Source organism: Ensifer adhaerens (assembly GCF_000697965.2).
GTDB lineage: Bacteria > Pseudomonadota > Alphaproteobacteria > Rhizobiales > Rhizobiaceae > Ensifer > Ensifer adhaerens.
This window is the reverse complement of sequence record NZ_CP015880.1, coordinates 3,005,066-3,029,418: the sequence shown is the minus strand read 5'-3', so window position 1 is coordinate 3,029,418 and position 24,353 is coordinate 3,005,066. Positions and strand designations below refer to the sequence as shown.

Below are 24,353 nucleotides of genomic sequence, written 5' to 3'. Positions count from 1 at the left end.
ATTCAGTGCATTGACAATAATACGTACGTACGTATTATTTCGCCATGTCCAGAAAATCGATACGCGAAAATCTTCTGAAGGCGGGCGATCAGCTCGTATGGAACACAGGCTACGCCGGGACCGGCGTACGCGACATCGTCGAGGCTGCGGGCGCCCGTCCTGGGTCCTTCACCAATCACTTCACGTCCAAGGAAGACTTCGTCATCGAGGTGCTCGATCGCTACTTCGCCTATGTCTCGGGCCTCGTGGAAGAGGCGCTTGGCGACAGAAGCGTGCGCTCCGTCGACCGGTTGCGTCGCTACATCGACCTCATCACCGGCAAGCTGGCTGACGCCGACTACAGCCGCGGCTGCATGATCGGCAATCTCAGCCTCGAAGCCTCCTTCGACAATGAACGGCTCAGGGCGCATCTGTCGAAACTCTTTGCGACCTGGCGCGGTCCCTTCGAGGCCTGCATCGCCGAAGGGCTGGAGAAGGGCGAAATCGCTCCGCTCGGCTCGGCGGCCGAGCTTGCCGACTTCCTGCTCAGCGCCTGGCAGGGGGCCATGCTGCGCATGAAGGTCGATCGCAGCCCGGCGCCGCTTGCAACGTTCAGGACGATCGTTTTTTCAACCGTGTTTGATGGAGGGAAGCATGCGTGAAGAGGCATTCGCAGCGGGCAAGTCATTCGTCGACATTTTCGGATCGTCGATGGCCTATATCGAAAAAGGCACGGGACCGACGGTCCTGTTTCTCCACGGCAACCCGACGTCGTCCTATATCTGGCGGAACATCTTGCCGCATGTGACACCGGTCGGGCGCTGCGTTGCACCGGATCTGATCGGCTATGGCCAATCCGACAAGCCCGACATCGACTACACCTTCCTCGACCAGTTCCGCTATCTCGAAGCCTTCATCGAAAAGGTCGCTCCCGGTCCACTTTTCCTGGTCGCGCAGGATTGGGGAACGGCGCTTGCCTTCCACTTTGCCGCACTCAATCGGGAGAAGGTGCTCGGCCTCGCCTTCATGGAATATATCCGGCCGGCTGAAACTTATGAGGCGTTTCATCAAAAGCCTCAGGCCCGCGAACTGTTCAGGGCGTTCCGAACTGAAGGCGTCGGCGAGCGGCTGATCCTGGAGGAAAACGTCTTCATCGAACGGGTCGTACCGAACGCGATCCTGCGTCAACTGAACGACGAGGAAATGGCTGCTTATCGGGCACCGTTTCCGGATCCATCTTCCCGCCGCCCCGTGCTGCGCCTGCCGCGTGAACTGCCGATCGAGGGCGCGCCTTCTGAGTTCTACGCTATCAGTACGGCAGATCACGCCACGCTTCGCGCCTCAGGATATCCCAAGCTATTGTTCTCGGGCGACCCTGGTGCGCTCATCTCACCGGCGGAGGCGGAAGCTTATGCCGACGAGCTTGCGAATTGCCGCCTGGTGAAACTCGGCGCGGGCGCGCACTACCTGCAGGAGGATCATCCGCACGCGATCGGGACGGCATTACGTTCGTGGATCGAGGGATTGCGCGGGGCGTCGGCGGCCTAGTCCGCCTCGTTCACGCCGATCTTGCCCAGGATCGTCTTGGTCAGGGATTGCCTGATCTTGGACACATCCTGCCAGGGGTCTGCGCCATTTTCGATCCGCTCGAGGATGTCCGGGATGTGGAAGCTGTTGGCCGACTTGAGATCGGCAAGTTCATCCCAGTTGATGGGCGTCGCCACCGGTCCGTCAGCGCGCGCCCGGGTCGAGTAGGGGGCAATGGCGGTCGCGCCGCGCTCATTCCTCAGCCAGTCGATGAAGATGCGTCCTTTGCGCTTTTCCTTCGACATGGTGGCGATGAACCGGTCCGGTTCGCGATCGGCGAAACCTTGCGCAAAGGTCTTGGCGAAGGCCTTGGCTTCCGGCCAGCTGGCGCGGGCCGTCAGCGGCACGATGACATGGACGCCCTTGCCGCCCGTGACCATCGGAGCCGATTTCAGCCCGATCTCATCGAGCGCATCGCGCAAGGCCACGGCCGCACCCTTGACCATCTCGAAGTCGAGACCCTCGTCAGGATCAAGGTCGAAGACCAGTCGATCGGGGATCTCCAGCTTGTCGACATGCGATCCCCAGATATGGAACTCCAGCGTGCCCATCTGGACCGCAGCGACCAGCCCCTTGGCGTCGCGCACATACATGTAGTTTTCCGTTTCGCCGGAGCTTTCCTCGACGGGGACTTCCTTGATCTCGTCGGGAAAACCGTCGCTCGCATGTTTCTGGTAGAAGCGCGGACCCTTCACGCCCTGCGGCGCACGCACGAGCGACAGGAGACGCTCGGCGGCATGGGGCAATATGCGATCGGCGACGACGGCGTAGTAGCGGGCGAGATCGAGCTTGCTGATGCCCTGGTCAGCAAACAGGACGCGATCCGGATGAGTGATGCGCACCCCAAGCACGGTTTCGTCCGATATGGCTTGCTTCGCCTTTGCCGGCTTTGCTGCTTTGTCCTTGGGCTTCGTTGCGGTTTTGGATGTTTTGACTGTCACGGCCTTCGCCTCCTTGTCCTCCCCCTTTGAGGTCCAGACATGCTTCTTGCGTTCGCCCTTCCCATCGGCAATCTCGGCCATGGTGCGGCCGGTGCTGACGCTCGTCAGATGGTTCTCCAGCAGAACGTTGCCATCCTCGGCGGCAATTTCGTCACCCTCCTTGATCAGCAGCCAGTTCTCGCGCTTTTCACCGGGGCGTGACCGCATCCGCACCAATGCCCACCCGCCTTGCATCCGCTGACCGTGAAGATGGAATGTCAGCTTGCCCTCGCGCAAGCCCTCGTCCGGATCGTTTTCCGGCTCCCACCAGCCGCTGTCCCACAACATGACGGTGCCGCCGCCATATTGCTTTTCGGGGATTGTGCCTTCGAAATCGCCATAGGCCAGCGGATGATCCTCGGTTCTGACAGCTAGTCGCTTGTCTTCCGGATTGAGGCTTGGTCCGCGGGTGACCGCCCAGCTCTTCAAGACACCGTCCCATTCCAGCCGCAAGTCGTAGTGGAGCCGGGTGGCGTCATGCTTCTGCACGAGAAAGCGCATGCGGCCGGACCGGCCGCGACCAAGCTTGCCCTTTGGTTCGCGCGTCTCGCCGAAGTTGCGGCGTTTGTTGTATTCGGCAAGCGGGCTGCGAAGGGACGCCATCACCCGCCTCCACGGAGACCCCGGACGGTCGGCGCGTCCTTAGCCAGAATTGCGGACCGGGCCGCATCGAGGGCGAGGACCCGTTCGATGCGAACAATGTCCTCCTCGGTCACCACGGGAACCGGATCGGAGATGATGGCCTGGAGGATTTCCAGCGACACGACGCCGTGGGCGAGTGCGTCCTCCAGGGCGGCGCGGGTTTCCCGCTCGGCCTTGAGCTCGGCGCAAAGGGCGAGGATCAATCGGTCCCGGGGATCAAGGTCCGGTGAGGACTTTCCTTCGCTTCGTTGTCCTGTCGTTCGTTGGGCCATCCCTAGGAACGTACTCGGCAACGCTTAAGTTCCGACCGCCGGGTGATACTGCAAAGACACACGACGGTAACGGTCTCTTAACCATAATGGTGTCTTAATCATCGCATCAGGATTTGTGCAGTGCACGTCATCCTTTGACCAAAATTGACGGCAAGAAGGCAACCTAAAGCTAATTGAGGTCGCGATGGTGCGATCTGCGGCGGTGCCGGGCACTCTTGCAAACAGGACGTTTGGGCTACCCGGTCACGAGCATGAACCGCTCTTGCCGGGTGTTTGGATTCGGGGACTGAAGACGATGGAACAGGTTGGATTGGCCGCGGCAACACACGATGTGAGCCTTTGGTCGCTATTCATGCAAGCGGGCTTCGTCGTGAAGCTGGTCATGCTGGGGCTGGTCGCAGCCTCCGTCTGGACCTGGGCGATCGTCGTCGACAAGACGCTGAACTACGGCCGCGTCCGCCGCCAGCTCGACAGCTTCGAGCAGGTGTTCTGGTCCGGCCAGTCGCTGGAAGAACTCTACCGCACGCTCGCCGACCGCCAGACGGCCGGCATGGGTGCGATCTTCGTGTCCGCCATGCGCGAATGGAAGAAGAGCTTCGAGCGCGGCGCCCGTTCGCCGATCGGCCTGCAGATGCGTATCGACCGCGCCATGGACGTGACGCTCGCCCGGGAATCGGAATCGCTGGAAGCCCGTCTCGGCTCGCTCGCGACCATCGGTTCGGCCGCCCCGTTCATCGGCCTTTTCGGTACGGTCGTCGGTATCATGACCTCGTTCCAGGCGATCGCCGGTTCGAAGTCGACCAACCTTGCGGTCGTGGCGCCCGGTATCGCCGAAGCACTGCTCGCCACCGCGATCGGCCTGCTCGCCGCTATCCCCGCGGTTATCGCCTACAACAAGTTCTCGGCCGACGCCGGCAAGCTGTCGGCACGCATGGAAGCTTTCGCCGACGAATTCTCCGCCATCCTGTCGCGGCAGATCGACGAGAAGCTGCAGAACCCGCGCCAGGCCGCGCAGTAATCGCCAGAGAGTACGGAGACCACGCTGATGGGTATGTCGGTTGGCGGAGCCAAGGGTTCGGGTGGCGGACGTCGTCGCCGCGGCGGCAAGAAAGCCATGATGAGCGAGATCAACGTGACGCCGTTCGTCGACGTCATGCTCGTGCTCCTGATCATCTTCATGGTGGCAGCACCGATGATGACGGTCGGCGTGCCGATCGATCTGCCGGAAACGCAGGCAAAGGCGCTCAATTCCGATACGCAGCCGATCACTGTCTCGGTCAACCCGGCAGGCGAGATCTACCTGCAGGAAACCGCGATCGCCATCGACGAAGTGGTGCCGAAGCTCGAGGCGATCGCCACCACCGGCTACAACGAGCGCATCTATGTGCGCGGTGACACCAATGCCGACTACGGCACGGTCATGAAGGTCATGGCCCGCATCTCGGCCGCCGGTTTCAAGAACCTCGGCCTCGTCACGCTGCAAGAACAGGAAAAGTGATCGTCCACGATGAAGGGCAGTCTCGCTACATCTGCTGTCCTCCACGCCATGGTCTTGACCTGGGCGCTGGTGTCGCTTGGCAGCCCGGCTGACTTCCAGGTCGCCGACGTCGAGGCTTTGCCTGTCGACATCGTTCCCTATTCGGAGATGACGCAGGTTCAGCAGGGCGACAAGAAGGCGCCGAAGAAGGAGACCTCGTCGCCGGTTCCGACCAAGCGGCCGGAGACCAACCAGCCTGCCGAAAACATCGGCGACAACGATACCGACCTGAAGACGCCGCCGACGCCGAACGCCAAGCCGTCGAAGAGCGAAGCCACGGCCTCTCCGGAAAAGAACGAGAAGCCCGAGCCGACGCCCGATCCGGTCGAGCAAGAGATCAAGAAAGTAGAGGAATCCAAGCCCGCCTCCGAACCTGCGACCGAAGTTGCCGCTCTGCCCGAACCGAAGCAGGAAGTGAAGCCGGAGACGAAGCCGGAGCCGGCACCCGCCGAGGAAAAGCCGGCCGAGAACCCGGAAGCCGAAGCGCTACCTGAGAAGGTGCCGACGCCGGCGGCAAAGCCGAAGGTCGAAAAGCCCGCCCAGAGCGCCAAGACGCCAGACCGCAAGAACGAGGCGACGCCGAAGGAACAGAAGAAAGCTGCCTCCACCGAGGAAAGCAAGTTCAACGCCGACGAGATCGCCGCCCTTCTCAACCGGCAGGATCCCTCCGCCGGTGGTGCCAAGCGCTCGACACAGGAAGCGGCGCTCGGCGGCAAGAAAACCATTGGTGTGGGCTTGAGCGCCAACGAGATCGATGGCGTCAAGGGCCAGATCCAGGGCAACTGGTCGCTGACGCCAGGCCTGACCGGCGTCGAGGAAGTGCGTGTCACGGTGCGCGTGCAGCTGGATCCCGCCGGCAATATCGTCGGCACACCCGAGGTTACCGCAACCGGCGGTCCGGAAGGTACGCGCCGTGCCGTTGAAAGCAGCACCTTGCGCGCGATCCGCCGTTCGGCCCCGCTACAGAACCTCCCGCCTGAAAAATATGAGGGCGAAAAAGGATGGAATACCCTCGTGCTGAATTTCGACCCCTCGGAATTCGCACTCTAGAGCTGCCGGGATTGGAACCCATGCCGGATAGCAAACCACCCCTGCAAACCCTTCGTACGAAGCTGAAAGGCTTGTCCCTATGATCAAGGTCTCTCTTTTCCGCGCCCTGATGGTGGCCGCGGGCATGTTAGCCGCCGTCGTGGCGGCGGTGACACCGGCAAATGCTGAAGTTGAAATCAACATCAACAAGGGCAACGTCGAACCGCTGCCGATCGCTGTCACGGACTTTCTCCAGGGCGAACTCGGCCAGAAGATTTCCGACGTGGTTGCGGCGGACCTGAAGCGTTCGGGCCTGTTCGCGCCGATCAACAAGGGAGCGTTCATCGAGAAGATCAGCAATCCGGATGCGACGCCGCGTTTCGAGGACTGGAAGGTCATCAACGCGCAGGCGCTCGTCACCGGCCGCGTGACGCAGGAAGGCGACGGCAGGCTGAAGGCCGAGTTCCGCCTGTGGGATACGTTCGGTAACAAGCAGATGACCGGCCAGCAGTTCTTCACCCAGCCGGAAAACTGGCGCCGCGTGGCCCACATCATCGCCGACGCCATCTATCAGAGCGTCACCGGCGAAAAGGGCTATTTCGACACCCGCATCGTCTATGTCGCCGAAAGCGGCCCGAAGACGGCACGCAAGCGTCAGCTCGCCATCATGGACCAGGACGGCTTCAACGCCCGTGCGCTCACCAATTCCAACGACATCGTTCTGACGCCGCGCTTCTCGCCGAACCGCCAGGAAGTCACCTACATGTCGTTCGAAAACCAGCAGCCGCGCGTTTACCTGCTGCAGCTGGAAACCGGACAGCGCGAGGTCGTCGGCAACTTCCCCGGCATGACCTTCTCGCCGCGCTTCTCGCCGGATGGCCAGCGGGTCATCATGAGCCTGCAGCAGGACGGCAACGCCAACATCTACACAATGGATCTGCGCTCGCGCACCACGACGCGCCTGACCAACACCGCCGCGATCGATACCGCCCCGTCCTATTCGCCGGATGGCAGCCAGATCGCCTTTGAAAGCGACCGCGGTGGCCGCCAGCAGATCTACGTCATGGGTGCCGACGGTTCCGGCCAGCGCCGCATCTCCTTCGGCGACGGCTCCTATTCGACGCCGGTCTGGTCTCCGCGTGGCGACCTCATCGCCTTCACCAAGCAGTCGGGCGGCAAGTTCTCGATCGGCGTGATGAAGACCGACGGTTCGGGCGAACGTATCCTGACCACCGGCTTCCACAACGAGGGTCCGACCTGGGCGCCGAATGGCCGTGTCCTGATGTTCTTCCGCCAGGGTGCCGGTTCCGGCGGACCGCAGCTCTATTCGATCGATCTGTCGGGTTACAACGAGCAGCTGATCCAGACGCAGGGCTTCGCATCCGACCCGGCCTGGTCGCCGCTGCTCGAGTAGTTCACGTGGCTTTGGATCGTCCGATCCAAAGCCAGTAACGTGATCGCCTCTCGTCCGCTTAAGGGCGGGAGGCCGGCGGAAAGCCGCCTCTTTTTTTCCTGATCCCGCTGCAGGCTGATCCGATTTGCGGCGGGAAAATGTGGCAATGATGCCGCTTTCTCGCCGCAAAGTGCTGGTCTAGCAGGGCCCGAGCCGAAATTATCGATTTGTTAACCATAACTGTTGAATAGCGATTAACCGCTTCCGGTTACAGTCTGGCAACCGTGAATTCAGACACTTCTCAAGGAGACCGGCGTATGAGCCGAATTGACACCCCGGCCGCAGGCCGCATGCAGACCATCGCTCGCAACCCGGTCATGATCGCCCTGGTCATGACGCTTGCCCTGGCTGGCTGTGCATCGAAGAAGAACCTGCCGGGCAGCGCTGGCGAACTCGGTCTCGGTGGCGCCGGTTCGGCAACGCCGGGCTCGCAGCAGGACTTCACCGTCAATGTCGGCGACCGCATCTTCTTTGACACCGACTCCACCTCGATCCGCGCCGACGCGCAGCAGACGCTCGCTCGTCAGGCCCAGTGGCTTGCCAAGTACCCGAACTACGCGATCACCATCGAAGGCCATGCCGACGAACGCGGCACGCGCGAGTACAACCTGGCGCTCGGCGCCCGCCGTGCGGCCTCGACCCGCGACTACCTGATCAGCCAGGGCGTTCCGTCGAACCGCATGAAGACGATCTCCTACGGCAAGGAAAAGCCGGTCGCCGTTTGCGACGACATTTCCTGCTGGTCGCAGAACCGCCGCGCCGTTACCGTTCTCGGTGGCGCCGGCATGTAATGATGCCGCGGCCGCGCGCATTGTGTGGCCCGCAATCGCGACTTGATCCCAGGAGGCGTTGCGTGTTCCGGAGATCACAGATCGCTAAATTAAAAGGGCGGCCCTTGGCCGCCCTTTGCTTTTTTACCACACTTTGGCCGAACTCCGTTGCTTTTTCAGGGCAATTGGAAAACTGTGCGGCAATCACCCAGATGACTCGGCGAGATGTATTGCGGGCCCCTGGTCAAGGGTGGGACAACCGGTATTCGAACAGGACAAATGAAATGAAGAAATTTGTCGTGGCGGGCCTGATCGGTCTTGCGACCCTTGCGGGTCTCGGCCAGACGGCGAACGCCATGCCTCTTTCAGGGCTGCTGGCCCGAACGACTGAGACCAACAGCGGCGCGCAGAACCTGCCCGTCGTAAAGGTGCAGTCGGCCGAAACCGCACGGATTGGCCAGCTCGAAGAACAGATCCGCTCGCTTAACGGGCGTATCGAGGAAATGAGCTTCCAGCTCTTGCAGATGCAGGAGCAGATCCGGAAGTTCCAGGAGGACAACGAGTTCCGCTTCCAGGATCTGGAAAGCGGCAAGGCCTCCCCCAAGAAGAGCGGCGCTCTGCAGACGCCGAAAACCAGCGATCAGGCGTCCGTCACCCCGGGGGTGACGGATAGCCAGACCATGGCGCCCGCAGCCGGCGGCAACGACATGGCGTCTTCGGGCGTTTCGCCCGGAGCAAGCCAGGGCGGCAACGGCGCGGCCCCGCCGTCGACACTCGGACAGATCGTGTTCGACGAGAACGGCAATCCGGTCGCAGCGACGACGGATGGGCGGCCGGGCGCAAACGCCACGCTTCCCGGCGTCGATTCCGGCGCACCGGCCGACGGCGGCTTGAACAGCAATCCCGGCAGCCAGCAGACTGCATCGCTCGACAATCCCGGCGACCTCTACCAGTCGGCCTACGGTCATGTCCTTTCGGGGGACTACAGCACTGCCGAGCAGGAATTCGGCGACTACCTGGCCGCGTTTCCGAAGGGCGACAAGGCAGCCGATGCCAGCTTCTGGCTGGGTGAAGCCCAATATTCGCAAGGCAAATACAGCGACGCCGCCAAGACCTTCCTGAACGCGCATCAGGCCCACGGCAAATCGCCGAAGGCGCCCGAAATGCTGTTGAAGCTCGGCATGTCGCTCGGTGCGCTCGACAACAAGGAAACCGCCTGCGCGACGCTGGGCGAGGTCAACAAGCGCTATCCCAAGGCCTCGCCTGCGGTGAAGGCGAAGGTGACGAGCGAGCAGAGCCGCTTTGGCTGCTGAGGCTCCAGCGCCGACAGCCGTTGTCGAAACGGCAAAACGATTTCTCGCCTCCTGTCTTCGCCCGATGCGTATCCTCGTTGCCGTCTCCGGCGGGAGCGATTCCAAGGGCTTGCTTCTCGCCCTGAACGAGGCGATTGAGGCAAGCGACCCCAACAGATTTTCCCTGGCCGCATGTACGGTCGATCACGCCCTGCGGCCGGAATCGGCTGCGGAAGCGCAAGGCGTTGCCGCCTTCTGCGCAAGCATCGGCGTTCCGCACCTCATCAAGCGTTGGGATGGCCCCAAACCGCTGACCGGTATTCAGGCGGCGGCGCGCGAGGCGCGCTATCGGCTGCTGGCGGATGCCGCCGAGCGGTTTGATGCCGGCTGTATCGTCACCGGCCACACCAGCGACGACCAGCGCGAAACGATCCTGATGCGGATGCAAAGGGCGACGGGGCCGGGCGCTTCCGGCATGGCGCGCGCCACGCTTTACGACCGCCGGATCTGGGTGCTGCGGCCGTTCCTTAATCTTGATCGGACCTCGATCCGCGCCTTTCTCGCGACGCGTGACGTGACCTGGTTCGATGATCCGAGCAACGCCAACACGACCTTCGAGCGGGTCCGCGTCCGGGCTGAACTGGCGCATGCACCGCGAGCGGAGGAGGGGGCATGGGATGCTGGAGCCAGGGCCCGGTCGTCGACAAGGGCTGCCGCCTTAATCACCCGCCATGTGCGCGTGCATGCAGGCCTGGTGGTGGAGATCCCGCTTGCTTTCGCCGAACACCGCGACGACGTCGATTGGCAGCGGGCGCTGCTCGCGCTGGTGGCCGTGGTCGGCGGCCGCGCGCATATCCCCGCCGCAGATACGGTGAAGCGGGTGGCGGCGTTTCTGCGAGAGACAACGCTCGGTAGGATGACGGCCGGAAGATGCGTGTTCGACCGCCGCGCAAGCGGGCTTTACCTCTATCGCGAGGCGCGGGGCCTGACGACTTTGACGCTTGCAGGCGGCGAGACCGCAACATGGGATGGCCGCTTCCATGTGCGAAATGGCGGAAGCGCGCCCATCTCCGTCGCGGCAGAGGGCCGAGGCGGGCCACAACAGCAGAGACTTATTGCCGCAGGCTTGCCACCGGGCGTTGCCGGTCGTGCATCGCTTACGGCGCCGAGGGTCCGGTCTGAGAACGGCGAAAGTGTCGCATCCATCACAATCGAGCCGCGGATCGGGCTCTACGACACCTTTTTGCCGGGTTTCGACCGGATCATGGCCGATCGGATCGCCGGATTGTTCGGACGAGGGCCTTATCCTCCGCCGCCGGTTCACGATCTATTGACAGAAATGGAACGGTAGCCGGCGGTTTGCCTTGGCAATACGTCACCAGAACCCTATGTTAGGGAGCAAGACAGCGGCTCGCGAAATGCGCGGGTCGTGACAGGTTCCGGGGAGTTCGATGAACCCTAATTTTCGTAATCTTGCCCTTTGGGCAATCATAGCGCTTCTGCTGATCGCGCTGTTCAGCATGTTCCAACAGCCGACGGAGCGCACCGGCTCGCGCGAGATTCCGTTCTCGCAATTCCTCAAGGACGTGGATGCGAGCCGCGTCAAGGAAGTCGTGATCACCGGCTCGAAAGTGATCGGCAGCTATTCCGAAAGCGGCGCAACCTTCCAGACCTACGCGCCATCAGTCGATACGGCGCTGACCGAGCGCCTCGAAGCCAAGGACGTGACGGTCACGGTTCGCCCGGAAACCGACGGTTCGTCCGGGTTCCTCAGCTATATCGGTACCCTGCTTCCGATGCTTCTGATCCTCGGCGTCTGGCTGTTCTTCATGCGCCAGATGCAGGGCGGCTCGCGTGGAGCGATGGGTTTTGGCAAGTCCAAGGCCAAGCTTCTGACCGAAGCGCATGGCCGCGTCACCTTTGACGACGTCGCCGGCGTCGACGAAGCCAAGCAGGACCTGGAAGAAATCGTCGAATTCCTGCGCGACCCGCAGAAGTTCCAGCGCCTCGGCGGTCGCATTCCGCGCGGCGTGCTGCTCGTCGGTCCTCCCGGTACCGGTAAGACGCTGCTGGCCCGCTCGGTTGCCGGCGAAGCCAACGTGCCGTTCTTCACGATCTCCGGTTCGGACTTCGTTGAAATGTTCGTCGGCGTCGGCGCCAGCCGTGTGCGCGACATGTTCGAACAGGCCAAGAAGAATGCGCCCTGCATCATCTTCATCGACGAAATCGACGCTGTCGGTCGTCATCGCGGCGCCGGTCTCGGCGGCGGCAACGACGAGCGCGAACAGACGCTCAACCAGTTGCTGGTCGAGATGGACGGCTTTGAAGCCAACGAAGGCATCATCCTGATCGCGGCGACCAACCGTCCTGACGTTCTCGACCCGGCACTGCTGCGTCCGGGCCGCTTCGACCGCCAGGTCGTCGTGCCGAACCCGGATATCAACGGCCGCGAACGCATCCTCAAGGTTCATGTGCGCAACGTGCCGCTGGCGCCGAACGTCGACCTCAAGGTGCTCGCACGTGGTACGCCCGGCTTCTCCGGTGCCGACCTCATGAACCTCGTCAACGAGGCCGCCCTGATGGCCGCCCGTCGCAACAAGCGTCTTGTCACCATGCTCGAGTTCGAGGATGCCAAGGACAAGATCATGATGGGCGCGGAGCGTCGTTCGTCGGCGATGACCGAGGCCGAGAAGAAGCTGACCGCCTATCACGAAGCCGGTCACGCGATCCTCGCGCTCAACGTTCCCTCGGCCGATCCGCTGCACAAGGCGACGATCATCCCGCGCGGTCGCGCGCTCGGCATGGTCATGCAGCTGCCGGAAGGCGACCGCTACTCGATGAGCTACAAGTGGATGGTCTCGCGTCTTGCCATCATGATGGGTGGACGCGTCGCCGAAGAACTGACCTTCGGCAAGGAGAACATCACTTCGGGCGCATCCTCGGATATCGAGCAGGCCACCAAGCTTGCCCGTGCGATGGTGACGCAATGGGGCTTCTCCGACCAGCTCGGCCAGGTTTCCTATGGCGAGAACCAGCAGGAAGTCTTCCTCGGCCACTCCGTTGCTCAGCAGAAGAACGTGTCGGAAGCGACCGCCCAGAAGATCGACAACGAAATCCGTCGTCTGATCGATGAGGCCTACGAGACCGCCCGCAAAATCCTGACGGAGAAGAACCACGAGTTCGTGGCGCTTGCCGAAGGGTTGCTCGAATACGAAACGCTGACTGGCGAAGAAATCAAGGCGCTGATCCGCGGGGAGAAGCCGGCACGTGATCTCGGCGACGACACGCCGCCGCATCGTGGCTCGGCCGTTCCCTCGGCCGGTGCCAAGAAGGAAGGCTCGGCGGGCAAGGGCGAAGAGTCCGAAGGCGGGTTCGAGCCGCAGCCGCAATAACCGACACCTGTCGGCCATGTATTGAAGCCGCCGTTCCTTGAGTGGAGCGGCGGTTTTTCGTTGGCGATTTTGCACCTGGCATTTGGTAACGGGATGTAATGATTTCTGATGCTAGGCTCGCTGCCGTTTGCTGCACTTTTGTGTCAAAGAAGACTCATGTGTCGCGATCGCATGGCCATTGGTGGGCACGACGATCGGAGGCGTACGGCAACCGCCGATATGAAATGAGGTCCGGTCAATGAAACCCAGTCGCGCACCCCGCAGACAGGCGAAACTGGCAAAGCCAGCGCTGACCCGGCAGAACGATGGAGCTCTTATGAAGCGCAAGTATTTCGGCACCGACGGTATTCGCGGCCAGTCCAATATGTTTCCGATGACACCGGATCTGGCGATGCGGGTCGGCATCGCCGTCGGTACGATCTTTCGCAATGGCGCCCATCGCCACCGGGTGGTGATCGGCAAGGACACGCGTCTTTCCGGCTACATGCTCGAAAACGCGATGGTGGCGGGCTTCACCGCGGCCGGTCTCGACGTCTTCCTGCTCGGGCCGATCCCGACGCCGGGTGTGGCCATGCTCACCCGCTCGCTGCGCGCCGATATCGGCGTGATGATTTCGGCGTCCCACAATCCCTTCCAGGACAACGGTATCAAGCTGTTCGGCCCCGATGGCTACAAGCTCTCCGACGACATCGAACAGAAGATCGAGGCGTTGCTCGACCAGGATCTCTCGGGCCAGCTGGCGAAGTCGGAAGACATCGGCCGCGCGAAGCGCGTCGATGGCGACATCTATCGCTATCTCGAACATGCCAAGCGCACGCTGCCGCGCGATGTCACGCTGCAGGGCCTGAGGATCGCCGTCGATTGCGCCAATGGCGCGGCCTACAAGGTGGCGCCGACCGCCCTTTGGGAACTGGGTGCCGAAGTCGTTACCATCGGTACGGAGCCGAACGGCCTCAACATCAATCTCGACTGCGGCTCGACGCATCCGGCTGCTCTTTCCAAGAAGGTCCATGAAGTGCGCGCCGATATCGGCATCGCGCTCGACGGCGACGCCGACCGCGTGCTGATCGTCGACGAGAACGGTACCGTCATCGATGGCGATCAACTGATGGCCGTCATTGCCGACAGCTGGGCCGAGGACGGCATGCTGCGCGGCGGTGCCGTTGCGGCGACCGTGATGTCCAATCTCGGTCTCGAGCGTTACCTTAAAGGGCGCGGCATCGACCTGCGCCGCACCAAGGTCGGCGACCGCTATGTCGTCGAGCAGATGCGCCAGGACGGACTGAACGTCGGCGGTGAACAGTCGGGGCATATCGTGCTTTCCGATTTCGGCACCACCGGCGACGGTCTTGTTGCGGCCTTGCAGATCCTTGCGGTTATCAAGCGTCAGGGCAAGGCGGTGAGCGAGGTCTGCCACCGCTTCGAGCCAGTGCCGCAGGTGCTGAAGAACGTGCGCATTTCGGCCGGCAAGCCGCTTGAAGACGCGACCGTGCGCCAGGCGATTGCGGATGCGGAAGCGGAGCTTGCGAAATCCGGTCGTCTGCTGATCCGCCCGTCCGGCACGGAGCCGCTTATCCGCGTGATGGCGGAAGGCGACGATCGCGGCCAGGTCGAGCGCATCGTCGACGAACTGGTCAATGTCATCGGCAGCGTGCGCAACGCCGCCTAAGCCGGTACCAATCGACTTCCCTCCAGGGCCGGTGCGAAGCGCCGGCCTCTTTTTTCCCGTTGCCTGTTGCTTTTGCCCGGTAGTGTCGCCGCGGTCCGGGCCATTTTCCCGTTAGAACTCCGCTGGGGAACAGAACCTGCAACCATCACGACAAAAGAGAGTGTTGTTCTGCCGTTCTATTTAGCTCTACCTTATGTGATCTCGGGCAGCAGCCAGTAAACTGCACGACAACTACAAGAATATGCCGATTCCTTAACAAACGCGGTAAACGTTTGTAGTTAATCGGAACTTAACCTTTGCTCCTCATTATCCACAACAACAACGGGATTTGGGCACCGCTTTCACGGTGATCCAAGCAACGGAATCTATTGGAGTGGGCCATGAAGAGAATTTTGAGTGGCGTTGTTGCGATCTTGCTCAGCGGCACGGCAGCTTTTGCTGCGGATGTCTATCAACCGCCTATCGAGCCGGTGCCGGAACAGCCGGTCGAGGTCATCCAGACCAGCGGCTGGTACCTACGCGGCGACGTCGGCTACGCCTGGAACAATCTGCGCGGCGCGAACTACTACCAAGGGGGGCCTGGCGGCTCCATCACCAGTTTCGAAACCGCCGATATCGATGATTCCTGGGTCGCCGGCGTTGGTGTCGGTTACCAGTTCAACAACTATCTGCGCGCCGACATCACGGCCGACTACTGGGGCGGCGCCGACTTCACTGGCTCGACTTTGGGCAACTGCGGCAGCGTGGTCGGTCCTTGCCGGTCGCGTGACGTCACCTCCGTTTCCGCCTGGAGCCTGATGGCCAATGCCTATGTCGACATCGGCACCTACGGCGCCTTCACGCCTTACGTCGGTGCCGGTATCGGTGCCACCCACGTCAAGTGGGACAAGCTGCGCAACACCAGCTGCAGCATCGCCGATCCCAGCCAATGCGACCCGACGACCGGTCATGACGGCGAGAGCAAGTGGCGCTTCACCTATGCGCTGATGGCCGGTACTGCCATCGACCTCACCTGCAATCTCAAGGCCGACGTCGGCTACCGCTTCCGCCAGGTCGACGATGGCGACATGTTCGGCTACGCCAACGGTGGCGGTCCGGGCTCCGACGAAGGCTTCTACATCCACGAGGCGCGCGCTGGTCTGCGCTACTCGTTCGGCAGTGTCTGCGAAGTGCCCTACGAGCCGGAGCCGATCGTCTACAAGTGATCGGCCAGACCAGATGATACGAAAGGCCACCTTCGGGTGGCCTTTTTCGTTGCCGCCATTCTTTGCTTGTTTCCTAACAGGCATGGTTAACCGGGGGTTAACCAGTCGCTGCCAATAGTTAACGCTGAACGAAGCGGTGACGGCAGTGCGCCATCCCGCACCGATAGCAGTGGTGAAAGGGCATGGGCATGGATTGGCGAAACGGGTTCTGCGGGGCCGCTTTTGGTGCCGGCCTGCTCCTTTCCGGCGCGGCATTCGCTGCCGATGAGGATCTCCTGAATGCGCCGGAGATCACCATCGAAAAAGAATCGGCTGGCGCGAGTGCGATCTATCTGCGCGGCGATATCGGCTATGCGCCTTGGCGTAGCGAAGGCGATCCCTATTACCGGACCTTCGATGCGGGCACGTCGACCTACGACAGCACCACCTTCGACAACGCCCGTTTCGACAAGCCGTTTTCCGGGTCGCTTGGCGTCGGCTACCAGTTTACCGACACGTTCCGCGCTGACCTGACGGCGGAGTATTTCGAGGGCCGGTTCAACGGTTCATCCTCATCGGCAAGCCCGTGCGCGGGGCAAGGGGCGGGAACATCCTGCGCGTTTTCGACCGGGGCCGACTATTCCGCTCTCGGCCTGATGGCGAACGCCTATGTCGACTTCGGCACGCTCGCCGGCTTTACCCCCTACGTTGGCGCCGGTCTCGGCGTGACGCGTCTCAATTGGGATACGGCGGTCGAACGGGCCACCTGCGTTGCCGGTGGCGGCGCCTGCGCCGGAGCGGCCGGCTCCACCTCTTACGAGGGGCGCGACAGCTGGCGGTTCACCTATGCGCTGATGGCCGGCGTTTCCTACGACCTCAGCGATCAGCTGAAGCTCGATGTCGGCTACCGCTACTCCCATATCGCCGACGGCGAGATGTTCGGCTTCGGCACTGAGGCGCTTGCGGGCGCACGTGGCGACAAGGGCTTTGACGACGGTCTTTCCCGTCACGAAATCCGAGCGGGCCTGCGCTTCTCGTTCTAGCGCCATCGGCCGCGGGAAAGTCGAGCAGGTTCGCTGCGTTCTTTCCCTAAGTGATTCAACCTGTTGCCCACATGAAGGCGTTGCCTGGCAATAATCGTTCGGCGGTGGCTGTCTGTATTTTCATATGTTGCCCGCGACGCCATTAATTTTGTCGATTGCGACAAAGCGCTTGACTTCCGATCCCGCCGCCAATATCGACGACGGCGGGACACCCTTCCCCAACGAAGGCTTTAGTTTCCGGTTTCTAACCGTTTGATTTTGCCTTGTTTTCCACGATTGCCAATTTCGTCTGTGTCGCTGGTGTGCCAACAATGCGATCTGCGAGCGTTTCGTCGCTCATAGCATGACCGTATGTGGCAAATACGTGCTGCGCCGATTTCCACCCGCCAAGCTTGGCGACCGTGATCGGGTCAACGCCATTGTGCAGCATCGACGTAGCGAAGCCGTGGCGGCAGGCGTGATAGGTGAGGGGCTTTATCTTCGCCCGCTTGATAACCTTCCTCCACTGCGGCTTAGCCGTGTGAAGCGTCGAATATTTGAAGACCTTTTCTCCTGACTCTCGATTGCTCTGAATATTCGCAATCGCCGCGACCAATACGGCCGGCATATGAGCCTTGCGCTCGGAACCTACCTTGGTTTGCCGTATGAGCGCCTTTCCCGTCGTGAAGTCGATATCCTCCCAAAGCACGCTCAGAGCTTCTGAGATTCTGGCGCCTGTCAGGAACATGAAGCAGCATAGCGCCCCAAGGTGCGGGTTTGCGTTCGCCATGAACGCTTGCACCCATTCCCATGTTGCCGGCGTCTTCTCCTTCTTGTCGACAGAGAATCGCGGCACCTTGAGGTGGTTGCAGAGATCCATGCTGGCGCAGTGATTGATGATCGCCTGAGTTGGCGCGATCACATGCCGATTGCGAGTTGACGCCTTGGCCTTGGGATAGAGAACAATTGCCGCCTGCCTGACGCTGCCCGAGTTGATGGATTTGACTGGCGTGTCTTTCCAATACGAAACAAGCTCGGGAATGAACCTGTCAGGCTTCTGCGCCGCGAGATAAAGCCCCGCGGCCTGCGAGAATGTCAGGATTGCTGCCGGGCCATCAAGATGACCTTTCCAGGCTTCGGCTTCTGTTTCCGCTGCGATTCTTTGAGCCGTTTCCTTGACAGCTGTGCCAGTAGAGCCTCGTAGCCTCCTGCCGGCAACTGTACCGCGGTAGTGCCAGATGTCGCCACGGCGGTAGATGGTGAGGGGCATGGGCGGCTGGCCTCCAGGATTGCATCAACGTCTTTGGGTGTCAGGAACATATGATTGCCGATAATTCGGCATGCGCCAATCTCTCTTGCGATCGACCGTATTTTACGAGGAGAGGCGCCACACTGCTCGGCGAACTGCTCCGGGGTGATGAACTCTGCTGTATTCATCTTGTCGAGATCCTTTCCCGCCCCAAATATCCGTGATGGCTAATAGAAAACCCACCAAAGGCGACCGTTGCCGGATATCGGCGGAGATCGCGAAGGTATGGCCGGATGGGAAGGTGACGCTGCATTTGCGGGATTACAGCTACCCTGTGACGGTTCCAGAATCCGTTCTGGAAGACATCGAGCCAAAGCCGAAGCCGGTCAAACAGCCGAAGCCGCCTAAGCATTCCGACGCTAACCCGCTGTGGGATGAGGGGTGAGGTCATGGGGCCTCCTGCAATGCTGCATCGACCGACAGCACGGCCATGGGCTCACCAGTCGCGCGGCGATAGATGCTCTGCAACCGCAAGCGCAACTCTTCCCAAAGCGCTGGGTCGAGATATTCACCCTCGTCCATGTGGCCGCGAATTGCGCAACCGATCTGTGCGCCCTTGATGATATCTGCATATTCGCTGAGAATGTCGCTCATCTCTGCTCCTGTCGCGCTGCCTTGATCCTCGGATAGAACTTGATCGCGGAAAGGCGTTCCGTGTCGGTCAGTTTGTGATTGGCGTGGGGAGGGTCTTCTCGCCATGCCTGACGCACGACGAATTCGAAGGTCTGCTTCATCGCGGCCAACTCTCGCTCAAGCTGCTCTATGCGGCTCGCTGCCTGATGGCAGATATCGTCAGCGACACGGTCAGCACGACTCTTGCTGTTGCCGAACTCAGCTTCCTTTTCGTTCACCCGCCGTTCGCCTTCGTATTGAAGGGCTTTGATCAGATCACTCATTCGAACCTCCAAGGGCGGCGCGGGCTTCGATCTGCCACCAAAGGAGATCGGTTGATTGCGTTGGGCTGGAAATACGCTCCAGCGCCTTTTCAAGACGTCCGACATAAGCAGCGATGGCGCGGAGACTGTCCGGGTCACATCTCGCAATGTGCTTTTGGTCACGGACGGTGGAGCCGAAGCCCTTGATTGGTCGATCCGGCAGGCAGATGCGAACCAACTCGCCGAGCGGTTCCTTGTTGATGAACATGAACCGCGTGCCGCCGATGACGCTGGTTACACCGCTGGCGACCCACGGCCCCTCTGTCACCCCATCGAGCCCCGCCACGATTTCAGAAAGGAGGTGTTTGGCGGTCATGCTGCTAGCCTTTCGATATCGAGGTAGGCACCGACGAACTCGGCCGCCAGCTGAGGAACGATCGCATTTCCGAAGGCGCCGACTGCGGCCACTCGGCCGGGAAACCCATCAACCATGATGCCCACGCCGGATTTAGTCCTACGGGTGCTTCCATCTGCAAACCTGGCCTGTTCTCCGTCACGATCCCAGTGACCAATCCACCGACCCACGCCATCGGCTCGGTGCCCGTCGCGTTCGGTGCTCGACGCGCTCTGAGAAGCGTAGCGCCGTCCCGCTTGATTAAGGTGGGCCAGCCAATACAGCCGTTGCCGTGGGTGTGGCGCGCCGACGCCCGCAGCGCACAGATCGGCGGACCCGCAGGCATATCCCACGTCTTCCAGGTCAGCGCGTACTCCGGCGAACCATTCCCGCCCATCCGGGCTTGCAACCTGCTCTCCAAAGACCTCTGAAGGCCGGCACTCTTCGATAAGGCTGTAAAAAGCGGGCCAGAGGTGTCGTTCGTCGGCATGGCCTTTTTGCTGTCCCGCGAGCGAAAGCGGCTGACAGGGACATGAGCCTGTCCAGGCTGAGCGATCGTCTGCCCATCCGGCGAGCCTGAGAGCGAGTGACCATCCGCCAATTCCTGCGAAGAAATGGCACTGCGTATAGCCCTTGAGGTCGTCCGGTTGGACATCCACGATGCTCCTTTCGTCAACGTCGCCTGGCGCGATGTGGCCCGCGGCAATCAGGTTTCTCAGCCAAGCGGCGGCGTAGGGGTCGATCTCGTTGTAGTAGGCCGCACCGCTCATCGCGTCCCCTCCTGTGCGGCGAGGGCGGCTGCATGGTCGGGAAGATCCAGGCTGTCCGCGAGCTTGATTGCACCAGTCAGGGTGTTAGCCGTGCCGATATGTGATGAGACACCAGCGGTCTTGTGATGCATTCGCACGAAAAACAAGTCTTCCTCCTCGCCGATGTAGAACGGATACCGACGCCAAGTGCGACGATCCATTCTCCAGCCGTCGGGCAACTCTCCATCCCCCTGCGCTGGCTTGGTGGTCGAGAGGGCGCGGATGGCCGAAGCAATCCGATGACGTTCGGCTAAAGGGAAGCAATCATCATCAACCATATCCTCAACTAGGCTGGCAGCATCTTCGATCGCAGCGGCCCGAGCATCCCCATCTCCCACGCCCGCTTTCTCTGCCGGGGTGAGGGCGGAGAGGATCGCCGCATCGAAATGTGCTTGGCCTGCGGCTTTTGCTTCTCCCTCGGAAGGGTAGAGAGCAAGGGTTTCGGCGTTAAGCTGCAATAGCCATTGACCGAGAAAATTCGTCGCCGAAGAGGGCCAAACCGCGTATGTCCCAATGATGCTCTTGGCCATACGCCAATTTGTGGACGCGTTTTGCCACTCCAGCGGCTTCGGCTTCACACCCGCCGGCGCGACAATGGAGGGGGAGGCGTAGAGGGGTTCCCATACCTCGTTGGGCTCTTTGTGGCGTGGCTCTTTCGTGAAGTAGTGCCAGTATTTCTCGCTCCACTTTTCGTCTCGGCAGCGCCACGCCACCGGCTCCACCTCCGCCTTCGGATCGATAGGGCGGGAGAGAGCGGCGGAAAGGCCCCGTCGTGTAGCCTCGACCATAATATCATCCGTCTGAGCCGGTATGAGACCAAGAAGGCAATCGTCAACGTGCTTTCTGTATGCTGCCTTGTAGGCATTGACCATTTCGTCGGTGATGTCGGTCATGTCAGCGATCCTTCGAGCGGGCGATGTCTGCTTCGATGCTACGCAATAGGCGCTTGGCCTCTATCGCGTTGAGATCGCCGCCGACGCGGAAGGACATGGCTCGATCAACGCGCTTCCGAATCTCGTCGAGGGTCGGCGTCCCGTTCTCAAAGCCAATCTTGATGTTGAGGTGTTCGCCCTCGATCGTCTCAACTTCAACGCAGAAGTCGATTGCCGGATCAGGGTGGTGACCAAAGCGGCCAAGTCTTTCTTTCGTCTCGCTCACTGTACTGCTCCTATGGGAATGAAGGGGGAGGGGAAGGCCATCACGCCTCGACCCGTTCGTATCGCCCTGTTGACCAGTTGAATTTCATGCCGGCAGGCTTCTGAAAGCCTTTCGATTTGCTCTTGATCCCGTTCGCCTTGTCCTGCATGCGAACCGTCTTGGCAGCCATCGGGGTGTCGTGCTTGGCGGTCTTCCAGCGGTGGCAGCGGATGCAGACCGCGGCGCAGTTATCCAGGCTGTTATCCTTGGAATTGGCATCCAGAACGATGTGATCGAACTCGACGCCGAAGCCGAGAGGCGCATTGCAACGCTGACCACGCTCAAGGCCGTACATCTTGCCGACTGCCTCGCAGTGCATGCGCGACCGCTTCAGGGCCTCGCGTTTGGTTGGCTTCGAAAACTCCGCGCGCATCAAGTCCTCACGAATTTTCTAAGCAGCCGCTGCAACACCGTCTCTTTCGGCTCGTTCTCAGCTACAAACCGAGACCGGCGATCAACTATGGCGTCCATGCCGACTTCACGCCGTAGCTGCTCGGTCTTGGCGTTTGTGGCCTGGATCTGTCGGAGCGTTGCCGGCCGTGCGTTAGGAAACTTTTGCAAGTGACGTTCCATGCTGTTCATGTTCAACTCCGTTGTTCATGATCTCTTCCGGCGTCACGCCGTAGTTGGTCCCGATCCAGGCGATTGCCCGATCAAGGAAATTGCCGAATTCCTCTTCGGTCATGCGGTCGAAGGCGATGGATCCTGGGACAAGCACGGTCATGCCGTTTTTCAGGCGAACCGGCGTTGCGTATCCAAGATCAAGCTTGATGACGCTATGCAGAGCTTCCGAGTTCGGCGCGCAGTCTGTCCCGGCTACCAACTTCCCAAGCATCTGCCAGTAGAACCGGAGGCGAGTAGGGGAGCGGCCAGTGTGAAGCGTTACCTTGACCCGGTCGCCAGCCTTGAACTTGGCAATGGCGTCTCGGTCCATCTGCATTTCGCCGGCCAGCTTGTCGCCTTGGCGCATCACGTAGATTGGGGCCGCTTCGCTCTTCGACATAGATCACCGCCATTCAGGGGCAAAAGGAATGTCTTCGTCACCGAAATCCGCAGGCTGACTGCCGTAGCTGCCTTCGTTGCGTTCTTGCTGTCTGCTGTTGCCGCTCGGCGCGCTATCCAAAAGCGTCAGCGTGCCGTTGAATGCCTGCAAGACGACTTCGGTCGAGTAACGGTCGTTGCCGTTCTGGTCCTGCCACTTGCGGGTCTGAAGTGAGCCTTCGACGTAAACCTTCGAGCCCTTCTTGACGTACTGCTCTACGACCTTGCACAGGCCTTCGTTGAACACGACGACCGTGTGCCATTCGGTCTTTTCCTTACGCTCGCCGCTGTTGCGGTCGCGCCAAGTCTCGGACGTGGCAATGCGAAGGTTCGCAATCGGCGTTCCCGCCTGAGTACGTCGGATTTCTGGATCGGCGCCGACGTTGCCGATTAGGATCACTTTGTTGACGGAACCGCTCATCACTCACCTGCCATCAGATATTCTTGTTCATGGGAAACCGGCTCGGGGTCGTAGAGCCTTTTCAGCTCGTCCACCTTGGTGCGGACCTCTGCCAGGAACTTGATGACCTCGGCCTCAAGCTCGGCAATCAACTGGTCGTCTCGTTCGACGCGAACGCAGAAGAAGCGCATGGATTCCGGCATGCGTGGATCATATGATACGAAATCGCACCACTTGCGGCCCGTACATGCCATCTGCCATTGCATCTGCGTGATGTACTTGGCCGGCGCGGCGCGACCGGTCAGCGTCTCGATGTGTGTTGCCGTCAGGGGGCACTTGATCTCGACAAGGCCGTCTGTTCCAACGAGACCATCAGGGGAGGCGCCAGCATCACCAATCGTCGGATGATTGACGAAAGGCACCTGCTCGACTTCCTCGGCGCGGTAGAACTCGTATGCGGAGCGCGCTTCCGGCTCCATATCCGTTCCCCACTGCATGGCCGCATTGGTGAAGCCCTCAGTCGGCGTGAGCGTCAGGCGCTCGGTGATGAGCTGGGCGGCATAGTTGGCACGAGAGGCGGCATAGCCCTTCTGCGTCTTTGCGATCACGTCAGCCACTCGGGATGCCGTAACCTTCCCGAGCCTCATCATGTGCCAGGCATCGGAGCCCTGTACGATATCAACCATTTGCGGCTTCCTTTTCCTTGATTGCTGTGATGCGAGCACGGAGAGACTGGATAACCTCGTTGTAGGATTTGGCCTTAACCTGCGTTACAGACTGAATTTTCCAGCGCTTGCAGAAACCTTCCGTCGTGAGCTTAGCCTGCTCGATAAGCTCCTGAATGATCTTCGTCTGAGCCTCGGTGACAGTAGGATCATTGTCGGCCTTGGCGCCTGCTGCCTGCCCGTCGTCGTCATCGCCGCGGCTGGTGAGGTTCAGGAGAGCCTGAGCCGTATATCGCTTTCCGTAGCTGGTCGATGATCCGACAGCCTGGACAGCGTTCTTGCTGCCGCTGGTGTCGGTCGGAAGGTGCATGGTTGTTTCTTCGCTATGGCCGTCTCTGTGCGAAAGCACGCCGGTAACGATGATCTTGCCGTCTGCCTGACCGGTGCGGAAACTCAGTGAGAAGCCGTGATTGCCAAGGACTGGCTTGATCAGCTCGTTGATATCTTCCCAGAGGGCATACTTGATGTTGCCATGTCCCTTGCCGTTCTCAGGGATTTCCGGCAGATCCGGCTGCATTTCAGCGAGTGCTGCCATGTAGGAGGCCTTAGCCTGACGCTCCATGATGCGTTCCTGCATCTGAAGCAGGCGCTCCATCTTGTCGATGTCGACATTCGGGTTCATGGCGGCGCGCTCGATCACCTGAATGATGGCGGCGCTCTCTGATACTGACGGGACTGCCGGCTGTTCATGCTTGACGATTGCGGACATTAGATCGCTCCTGCGAAAGAAAACCCAAGCCATGCGAACACGGCGATTGCGAAAGAAAGCTCTGTCGAGCGCTCGTGGAAGAAGCT

At 61.0% G+C, this 24,353-nt stretch carries 27 protein-coding genes; 13 read left to right on the top strand and 14 right to left on the bottom strand.

Features of this window, described 5'->3' with window-relative positions; genetic code table 11:
• Window positions 1–44 precede the first annotated feature (44 nt).
• Together FA04_RS14870 and FA04_RS14865 are read left to right on the top strand one after the other, a co-directional pair.
• Window positions 45–641 carry a TetR/AcrR family transcriptional regulator gene (locus tag FA04_RS14870; protein ID WP_034806234.1) on the top strand — a complete coding sequence of 199 codons (597 nt, stop codon included), beginning with the start codon at window positions 45–47 and terminating at the stop codon, window positions 639–641.
• Window positions 634–1,527 (top strand): haloalkane dehalogenase, encoded by an 894-nt coding sequence (locus FA04_RS14865; protein WP_034806237.1) that lies wholly within the window; start codon window positions 634–636, stop codon window positions 1,525–1,527. Before FA04_RS14870 ends, FA04_RS14865 begins: the two co-directional genes overlap by 8 nt.
• On the opposite strand, the gene ligD is transcribed toward FA04_RS14865, so the two are convergent.
• A complete protein-coding gene (gene ligD, locus FA04_RS14860; RefSeq protein WP_034806240.1) occupies window positions 1,524–3,149 on the bottom strand; it encodes a non-homologous end-joining DNA ligase in 1,626 nt (541 codons plus the stop codon). The two genes, FA04_RS14865 and ligD, sit on opposite strands and share 4 nt — an antisense overlap.
• Window positions 3,149–3,460, bottom strand: coding sequence for a hypothetical protein (locus FA04_RS14855; protein ID WP_051659728.1), 312 nt, complete (start codon window positions 3,458–3,460; stop codon window positions 3,149–3,151). The genes ligD and FA04_RS14855 overlap by 1 nt, the downstream gene beginning before the upstream one ends.
• Before the next feature lie 295 nt (window positions 3,461–3,755).
• Between FA04_RS14855 and tolQ the strand changes: the two genes are divergently transcribed.
• The 11 genes from tolQ to FA04_RS14800 all read left to right on the top strand — a co-directional run bounded on the left by tolQ (window position 3,756) and on the right by FA04_RS14800 (window position 16,829).
• On the top strand, window positions 3,756–4,478 hold the full coding sequence (gene tolQ / locus FA04_RS14850; RefSeq protein ID WP_034806243.1) for a protein TolQ: 723 nt from the start codon (window positions 3,756–3,758) through the stop codon (window positions 4,476–4,478).
• A 27-nt stretch (window positions 4,479–4,505) separates the two neighbouring features.
• On the top strand, window positions 4,506–4,958 hold the full coding sequence (gene tolR / locus FA04_RS14845) for a protein TolR (protein ID WP_034806246.1): 453 nt from the start codon (window positions 4,506–4,508) through the stop codon (window positions 4,956–4,958).
• A gap of 9 nt (window positions 4,959–4,967) precedes the next feature.
• On the top strand, window positions 4,968–6,047 hold the full coding sequence (locus FA04_RS14840; RefSeq protein ID WP_034806249.1) for a hypothetical protein: 1,080 nt from the start codon (window positions 4,968–4,970) through the stop codon (window positions 6,045–6,047).
• Window positions 6,048–6,126: 79 nt separating this feature from the next.
• Window positions 6,127–7,440, top strand: coding sequence for a Tol-Pal system beta propeller repeat protein TolB (gene tolB, locus FA04_RS14835; RefSeq protein WP_034806253.1), 1,314 nt, complete (start codon window positions 6,127–6,129; stop codon window positions 7,438–7,440).
• A gap of 296 nt (window positions 7,441–7,736) precedes the next feature.
• Entirely contained in the window at window positions 7,737–8,270 is a 534-nt protein-coding gene (gene pal / locus FA04_RS14830; protein ID WP_034806256.1) for a peptidoglycan-associated lipoprotein Pal, read from the top strand.
• A 263-nt stretch (window positions 8,271–8,533) separates the two neighbouring features.
• Window positions 8,534–9,562 carry a tol-pal system protein YbgF gene (ybgF, locus tag FA04_RS14825; RefSeq protein WP_034806258.1) on the top strand — a complete coding sequence of 343 codons (1,029 nt, stop codon included), beginning with the start codon at window positions 8,534–8,536 and terminating at the stop codon, window positions 9,560–9,562.
• A 64-nt stretch (window positions 9,563–9,626) separates the two neighbouring features.
• Complete coding sequence (tilS, locus tag FA04_RS14820) at window positions 9,627–10,892, top strand: tRNA lysidine(34) synthetase TilS (RefSeq protein WP_051659729.1); 1,266 nt, start codon at window positions 9,627–9,629, stop codon at window positions 10,890–10,892.
• A gap of 100 nt (window positions 10,893–10,992) precedes the next feature.
• Window positions 10,993–12,933, top strand: coding sequence for an ATP-dependent zinc metalloprotease FtsH (gene ftsH / locus FA04_RS14815; protein WP_034806263.1), 1,941 nt, complete (start codon window positions 10,993–10,995; stop codon window positions 12,931–12,933).
• A gap of 316 nt (window positions 12,934–13,249) precedes the next feature.
• Complete coding sequence (gene glmM / locus FA04_RS14810; RefSeq protein ID WP_034806266.1) at window positions 13,250–14,602, top strand: phosphoglucosamine mutase; 1,353 nt, start codon at window positions 13,250–13,252, stop codon at window positions 14,600–14,602.
• A 380-nt stretch (window positions 14,603–14,982) separates the two neighbouring features.
• The gene (locus tag FA04_RS14805) at window positions 14,983–15,807 is read left to right on the top strand and encodes an outer membrane protein (RefSeq protein WP_034806269.1); all 825 of its coding nucleotides are present in this window, start codon (window positions 14,983–14,985) and stop codon (window positions 15,805–15,807) included.
• A gap of 188 nt (window positions 15,808–15,995) precedes the next feature.
• Complete coding sequence (locus FA04_RS14800) at window positions 15,996–16,829, top strand: outer membrane protein (RefSeq protein WP_034806661.1); 834 nt, start codon at window positions 15,996–15,998, stop codon at window positions 16,827–16,829.
• 244 nt (window positions 16,830–17,073) lie between these two features.
• Here the strand turns inward: FA04_RS14800 and FA04_RS14795 are convergent, their stop codons facing one another.
• The 12 genes from FA04_RS14795 to FA04_RS14735 all read right to left on the bottom strand — a co-directional run bounded on the left by FA04_RS14795 (window position 17,074) and on the right by FA04_RS14735 (window position 24,267).
• A complete protein-coding gene (locus tag FA04_RS14795) occupies window positions 17,074–18,078 on the bottom strand; it encodes a tyrosine-type recombinase/integrase (RefSeq protein ID WP_034806272.1) in 1,005 nt (334 codons plus the stop codon).
• Window positions 18,079–18,504: 426 nt separating this feature from the next.
• The gene (locus tag FA04_RS14785; RefSeq protein WP_034806275.1) at window positions 18,505–18,711 is read right to left on the bottom strand and encodes a hypothetical protein; all 207 of its coding nucleotides are present in this window, start codon (window positions 18,709–18,711) and stop codon (window positions 18,505–18,507) included.
• Complete coding sequence (locus FA04_RS14780) at window positions 18,708–19,013, bottom strand: hypothetical protein (RefSeq protein ID WP_034806279.1); 306 nt, start codon at window positions 19,011–19,013, stop codon at window positions 18,708–18,710. The genes FA04_RS14785 and FA04_RS14780 overlap by 4 nt, the downstream gene beginning before the upstream one ends.
• A complete protein-coding gene (locus FA04_RS14775; RefSeq protein ID WP_034806282.1) occupies window positions 19,006–19,368 on the bottom strand; it encodes a hypothetical protein in 363 nt (120 codons plus the stop codon). Before FA04_RS14775 ends, FA04_RS14780 begins: the two co-directional genes overlap by 8 nt.
• The gene (locus FA04_RS34315) at window positions 19,365–20,156 is read right to left on the bottom strand and encodes a DNA cytosine methyltransferase (RefSeq protein ID WP_034806285.1); all 792 of its coding nucleotides are present in this window, start codon (window positions 20,154–20,156) and stop codon (window positions 19,365–19,367) included. Before FA04_RS34315 ends, FA04_RS14775 begins: the two co-directional genes overlap by 4 nt.
• The gene (locus FA04_RS14765) at window positions 20,153–21,088 is read right to left on the bottom strand and encodes a hypothetical protein (protein ID WP_034806288.1); all 936 of its coding nucleotides are present in this window, start codon (window positions 21,086–21,088) and stop codon (window positions 20,153–20,155) included. Before FA04_RS14765 ends, FA04_RS34315 begins: the two co-directional genes overlap by 4 nt.
• Window position 21,089: 1 nt before the next feature.
• Window positions 21,090–21,353 (bottom strand): hypothetical protein, encoded by a 264-nt coding sequence (locus FA04_RS14760; protein WP_034806292.1) that lies wholly within the window; start codon window positions 21,351–21,353, stop codon window positions 21,090–21,092.
• A 40-nt stretch (window positions 21,354–21,393) separates the two neighbouring features.
• A complete protein-coding gene (locus FA04_RS14755) occupies window positions 21,394–21,765 on the bottom strand; it encodes an HNH endonuclease signature motif containing protein (RefSeq protein ID WP_051659731.1) in 372 nt (123 codons plus the stop codon).
• 171 nt (window positions 21,766–21,936) lie between these two features.
• Entirely contained in the window at window positions 21,937–22,362 is a 426-nt protein-coding gene (locus FA04_RS14750; protein ID WP_234798709.1) for a hypothetical protein, read from the bottom strand.
• A gap of 36 nt (window positions 22,363–22,398) precedes the next feature.
• Window positions 22,399–22,854, bottom strand: coding sequence for a single-stranded DNA-binding protein (locus tag FA04_RS14745; protein ID WP_082936519.1), 456 nt, complete (start codon window positions 22,852–22,854; stop codon window positions 22,399–22,401).
• The gene (locus FA04_RS14740; protein ID WP_051659733.1) at window positions 22,854–23,519 is read right to left on the bottom strand and encodes a lambda exonuclease family protein; all 666 of its coding nucleotides are present in this window, start codon (window positions 23,517–23,519) and stop codon (window positions 22,854–22,856) included. The genes FA04_RS14745 and FA04_RS14740 overlap by 1 nt, the downstream gene beginning before the upstream one ends.
• Window positions 23,512–24,267, bottom strand: coding sequence for an ERF family protein (locus tag FA04_RS14735; protein WP_051659734.1), 756 nt, complete (start codon window positions 24,265–24,267; stop codon window positions 23,512–23,514). Before FA04_RS14735 ends, FA04_RS14740 begins: the two co-directional genes overlap by 8 nt.
• Window positions 24,268–24,353: the final 86 nt, after the last annotated feature.

Coding starts and splice junctions, on each gene's coding strand:
- FA04_RS14870 (WP_034806234.1), top strand. CDS start 45: ATGTCCAGAAAATCGATACGCGAAAATCTTCTGAAGGCGGGCGATCAG.
- FA04_RS14865 (WP_034806237.1), top strand. CDS start 634: ATGCGTGAAGAGGCATTCGCAGCGGGCAAGTCATTCGTCGACATTTTC.
- ligD (WP_034806240.1), bottom strand. CDS start 3,149: ATGGCGTCCCTTCGCAGCCCGCTTGCCGAATACAACAAACGCCGCAAC.
- FA04_RS14855 (WP_051659728.1), bottom strand. CDS start 3,460: ATGGCCCAACGAACGACAGGACAACGAAGCGAAGGAAAGTCCTCACCG.
- tolQ (WP_034806243.1), top strand. CDS start 3,756: ATGGAACAGGTTGGATTGGCCGCGGCAACACACGATGTGAGCCTTTGG.
- tolR (WP_034806246.1), top strand. CDS start 4,506: ATGGGTATGTCGGTTGGCGGAGCCAAGGGTTCGGGTGGCGGACGTCGT.
- FA04_RS14840 (WP_034806249.1), top strand. CDS start 4,968: ATGAAGGGCAGTCTCGCTACATCTGCTGTCCTCCACGCCATGGTCTTG.
- tolB (WP_034806253.1), top strand. CDS start 6,127: ATGATCAAGGTCTCTCTTTTCCGCGCCCTGATGGTGGCCGCGGGCATG.
- pal (WP_034806256.1), top strand. CDS start 7,737: ATGAGCCGAATTGACACCCCGGCCGCAGGCCGCATGCAGACCATCGCT.
- ybgF (WP_034806258.1), top strand. CDS start 8,534: ATGAAGAAATTTGTCGTGGCGGGCCTGATCGGTCTTGCGACCCTTGCG.
- tilS (WP_051659729.1), top strand. CDS start 9,627: ATGCGTATCCTCGTTGCCGTCTCCGGCGGGAGCGATTCCAAGGGCTTG.
- ftsH (WP_034806263.1), top strand. CDS start 10,993: ATGAACCCTAATTTTCGTAATCTTGCCCTTTGGGCAATCATAGCGCTT.
- glmM (WP_034806266.1), top strand. CDS start 13,250: ATGAAGCGCAAGTATTTCGGCACCGACGGTATTCGCGGCCAGTCCAAT.
- FA04_RS14805 (WP_034806269.1), top strand. CDS start 14,983: ATGAAGAGAATTTTGAGTGGCGTTGTTGCGATCTTGCTCAGCGGCACG.
- FA04_RS14800 (WP_034806661.1), top strand. CDS start 15,996: ATGGATTGGCGAAACGGGTTCTGCGGGGCCGCTTTTGGTGCCGGCCTG.
- FA04_RS14795 (WP_034806272.1), bottom strand. CDS start 18,078: ATGCCCCTCACCATCTACCGCCGTGGCGACATCTGGCACTACCGCGGT.
- FA04_RS14785 (WP_034806275.1), bottom strand. CDS start 18,711: ATGAGCGACATTCTCAGCGAATATGCAGATATCATCAAGGGCGCACAG.
- FA04_RS14780 (WP_034806279.1), bottom strand. CDS start 19,013: ATGAGTGATCTGATCAAAGCCCTTCAATACGAAGGCGAACGGCGGGTG.
- FA04_RS14775 (WP_034806282.1), bottom strand. CDS start 19,368: ATGACCGCCAAACACCTCCTTTCTGAAATCGTGGCGGGGCTCGATGGG.
- FA04_RS34315 (WP_034806285.1), bottom strand. CDS start 20,156: ATGAGCGGTGCGGCCTACTACAACGAGATCGACCCCTACGCCGCCGCT.
- FA04_RS14765 (WP_034806288.1), bottom strand. CDS start 21,088: ATGACCGACATCACCGACGAAATGGTCAATGCCTACAAGGCAGCATAC.
- FA04_RS14755 (WP_051659731.1), bottom strand. CDS start 21,765: ATGCGCGCGGAGTTTTCGAAGCCAACCAAACGCGAGGCCCTGAAGCGG.
- FA04_RS14750 (WP_234798709.1), bottom strand. CDS start 22,362: ATGCGCCAAGGCGACAAGCTGGCCGGCGAAATGCAGATGGACCGAGAC.
- FA04_RS14745 (WP_082936519.1), bottom strand. CDS start 22,854: ATGAGCGGTTCCGTCAACAAAGTGATCCTAATCGGCAACGTCGGCGCC.
- FA04_RS14740 (WP_051659733.1), bottom strand. CDS start 23,519: ATGGTTGATATCGTACAGGGCTCCGATGCCTGGCACATGATGAGGCTC.
- FA04_RS14735 (WP_051659734.1), bottom strand. CDS start 24,267: ATGTCCGCAATCGTCAAGCATGAACAGCCGGCAGTCCCGTCAGTATCA.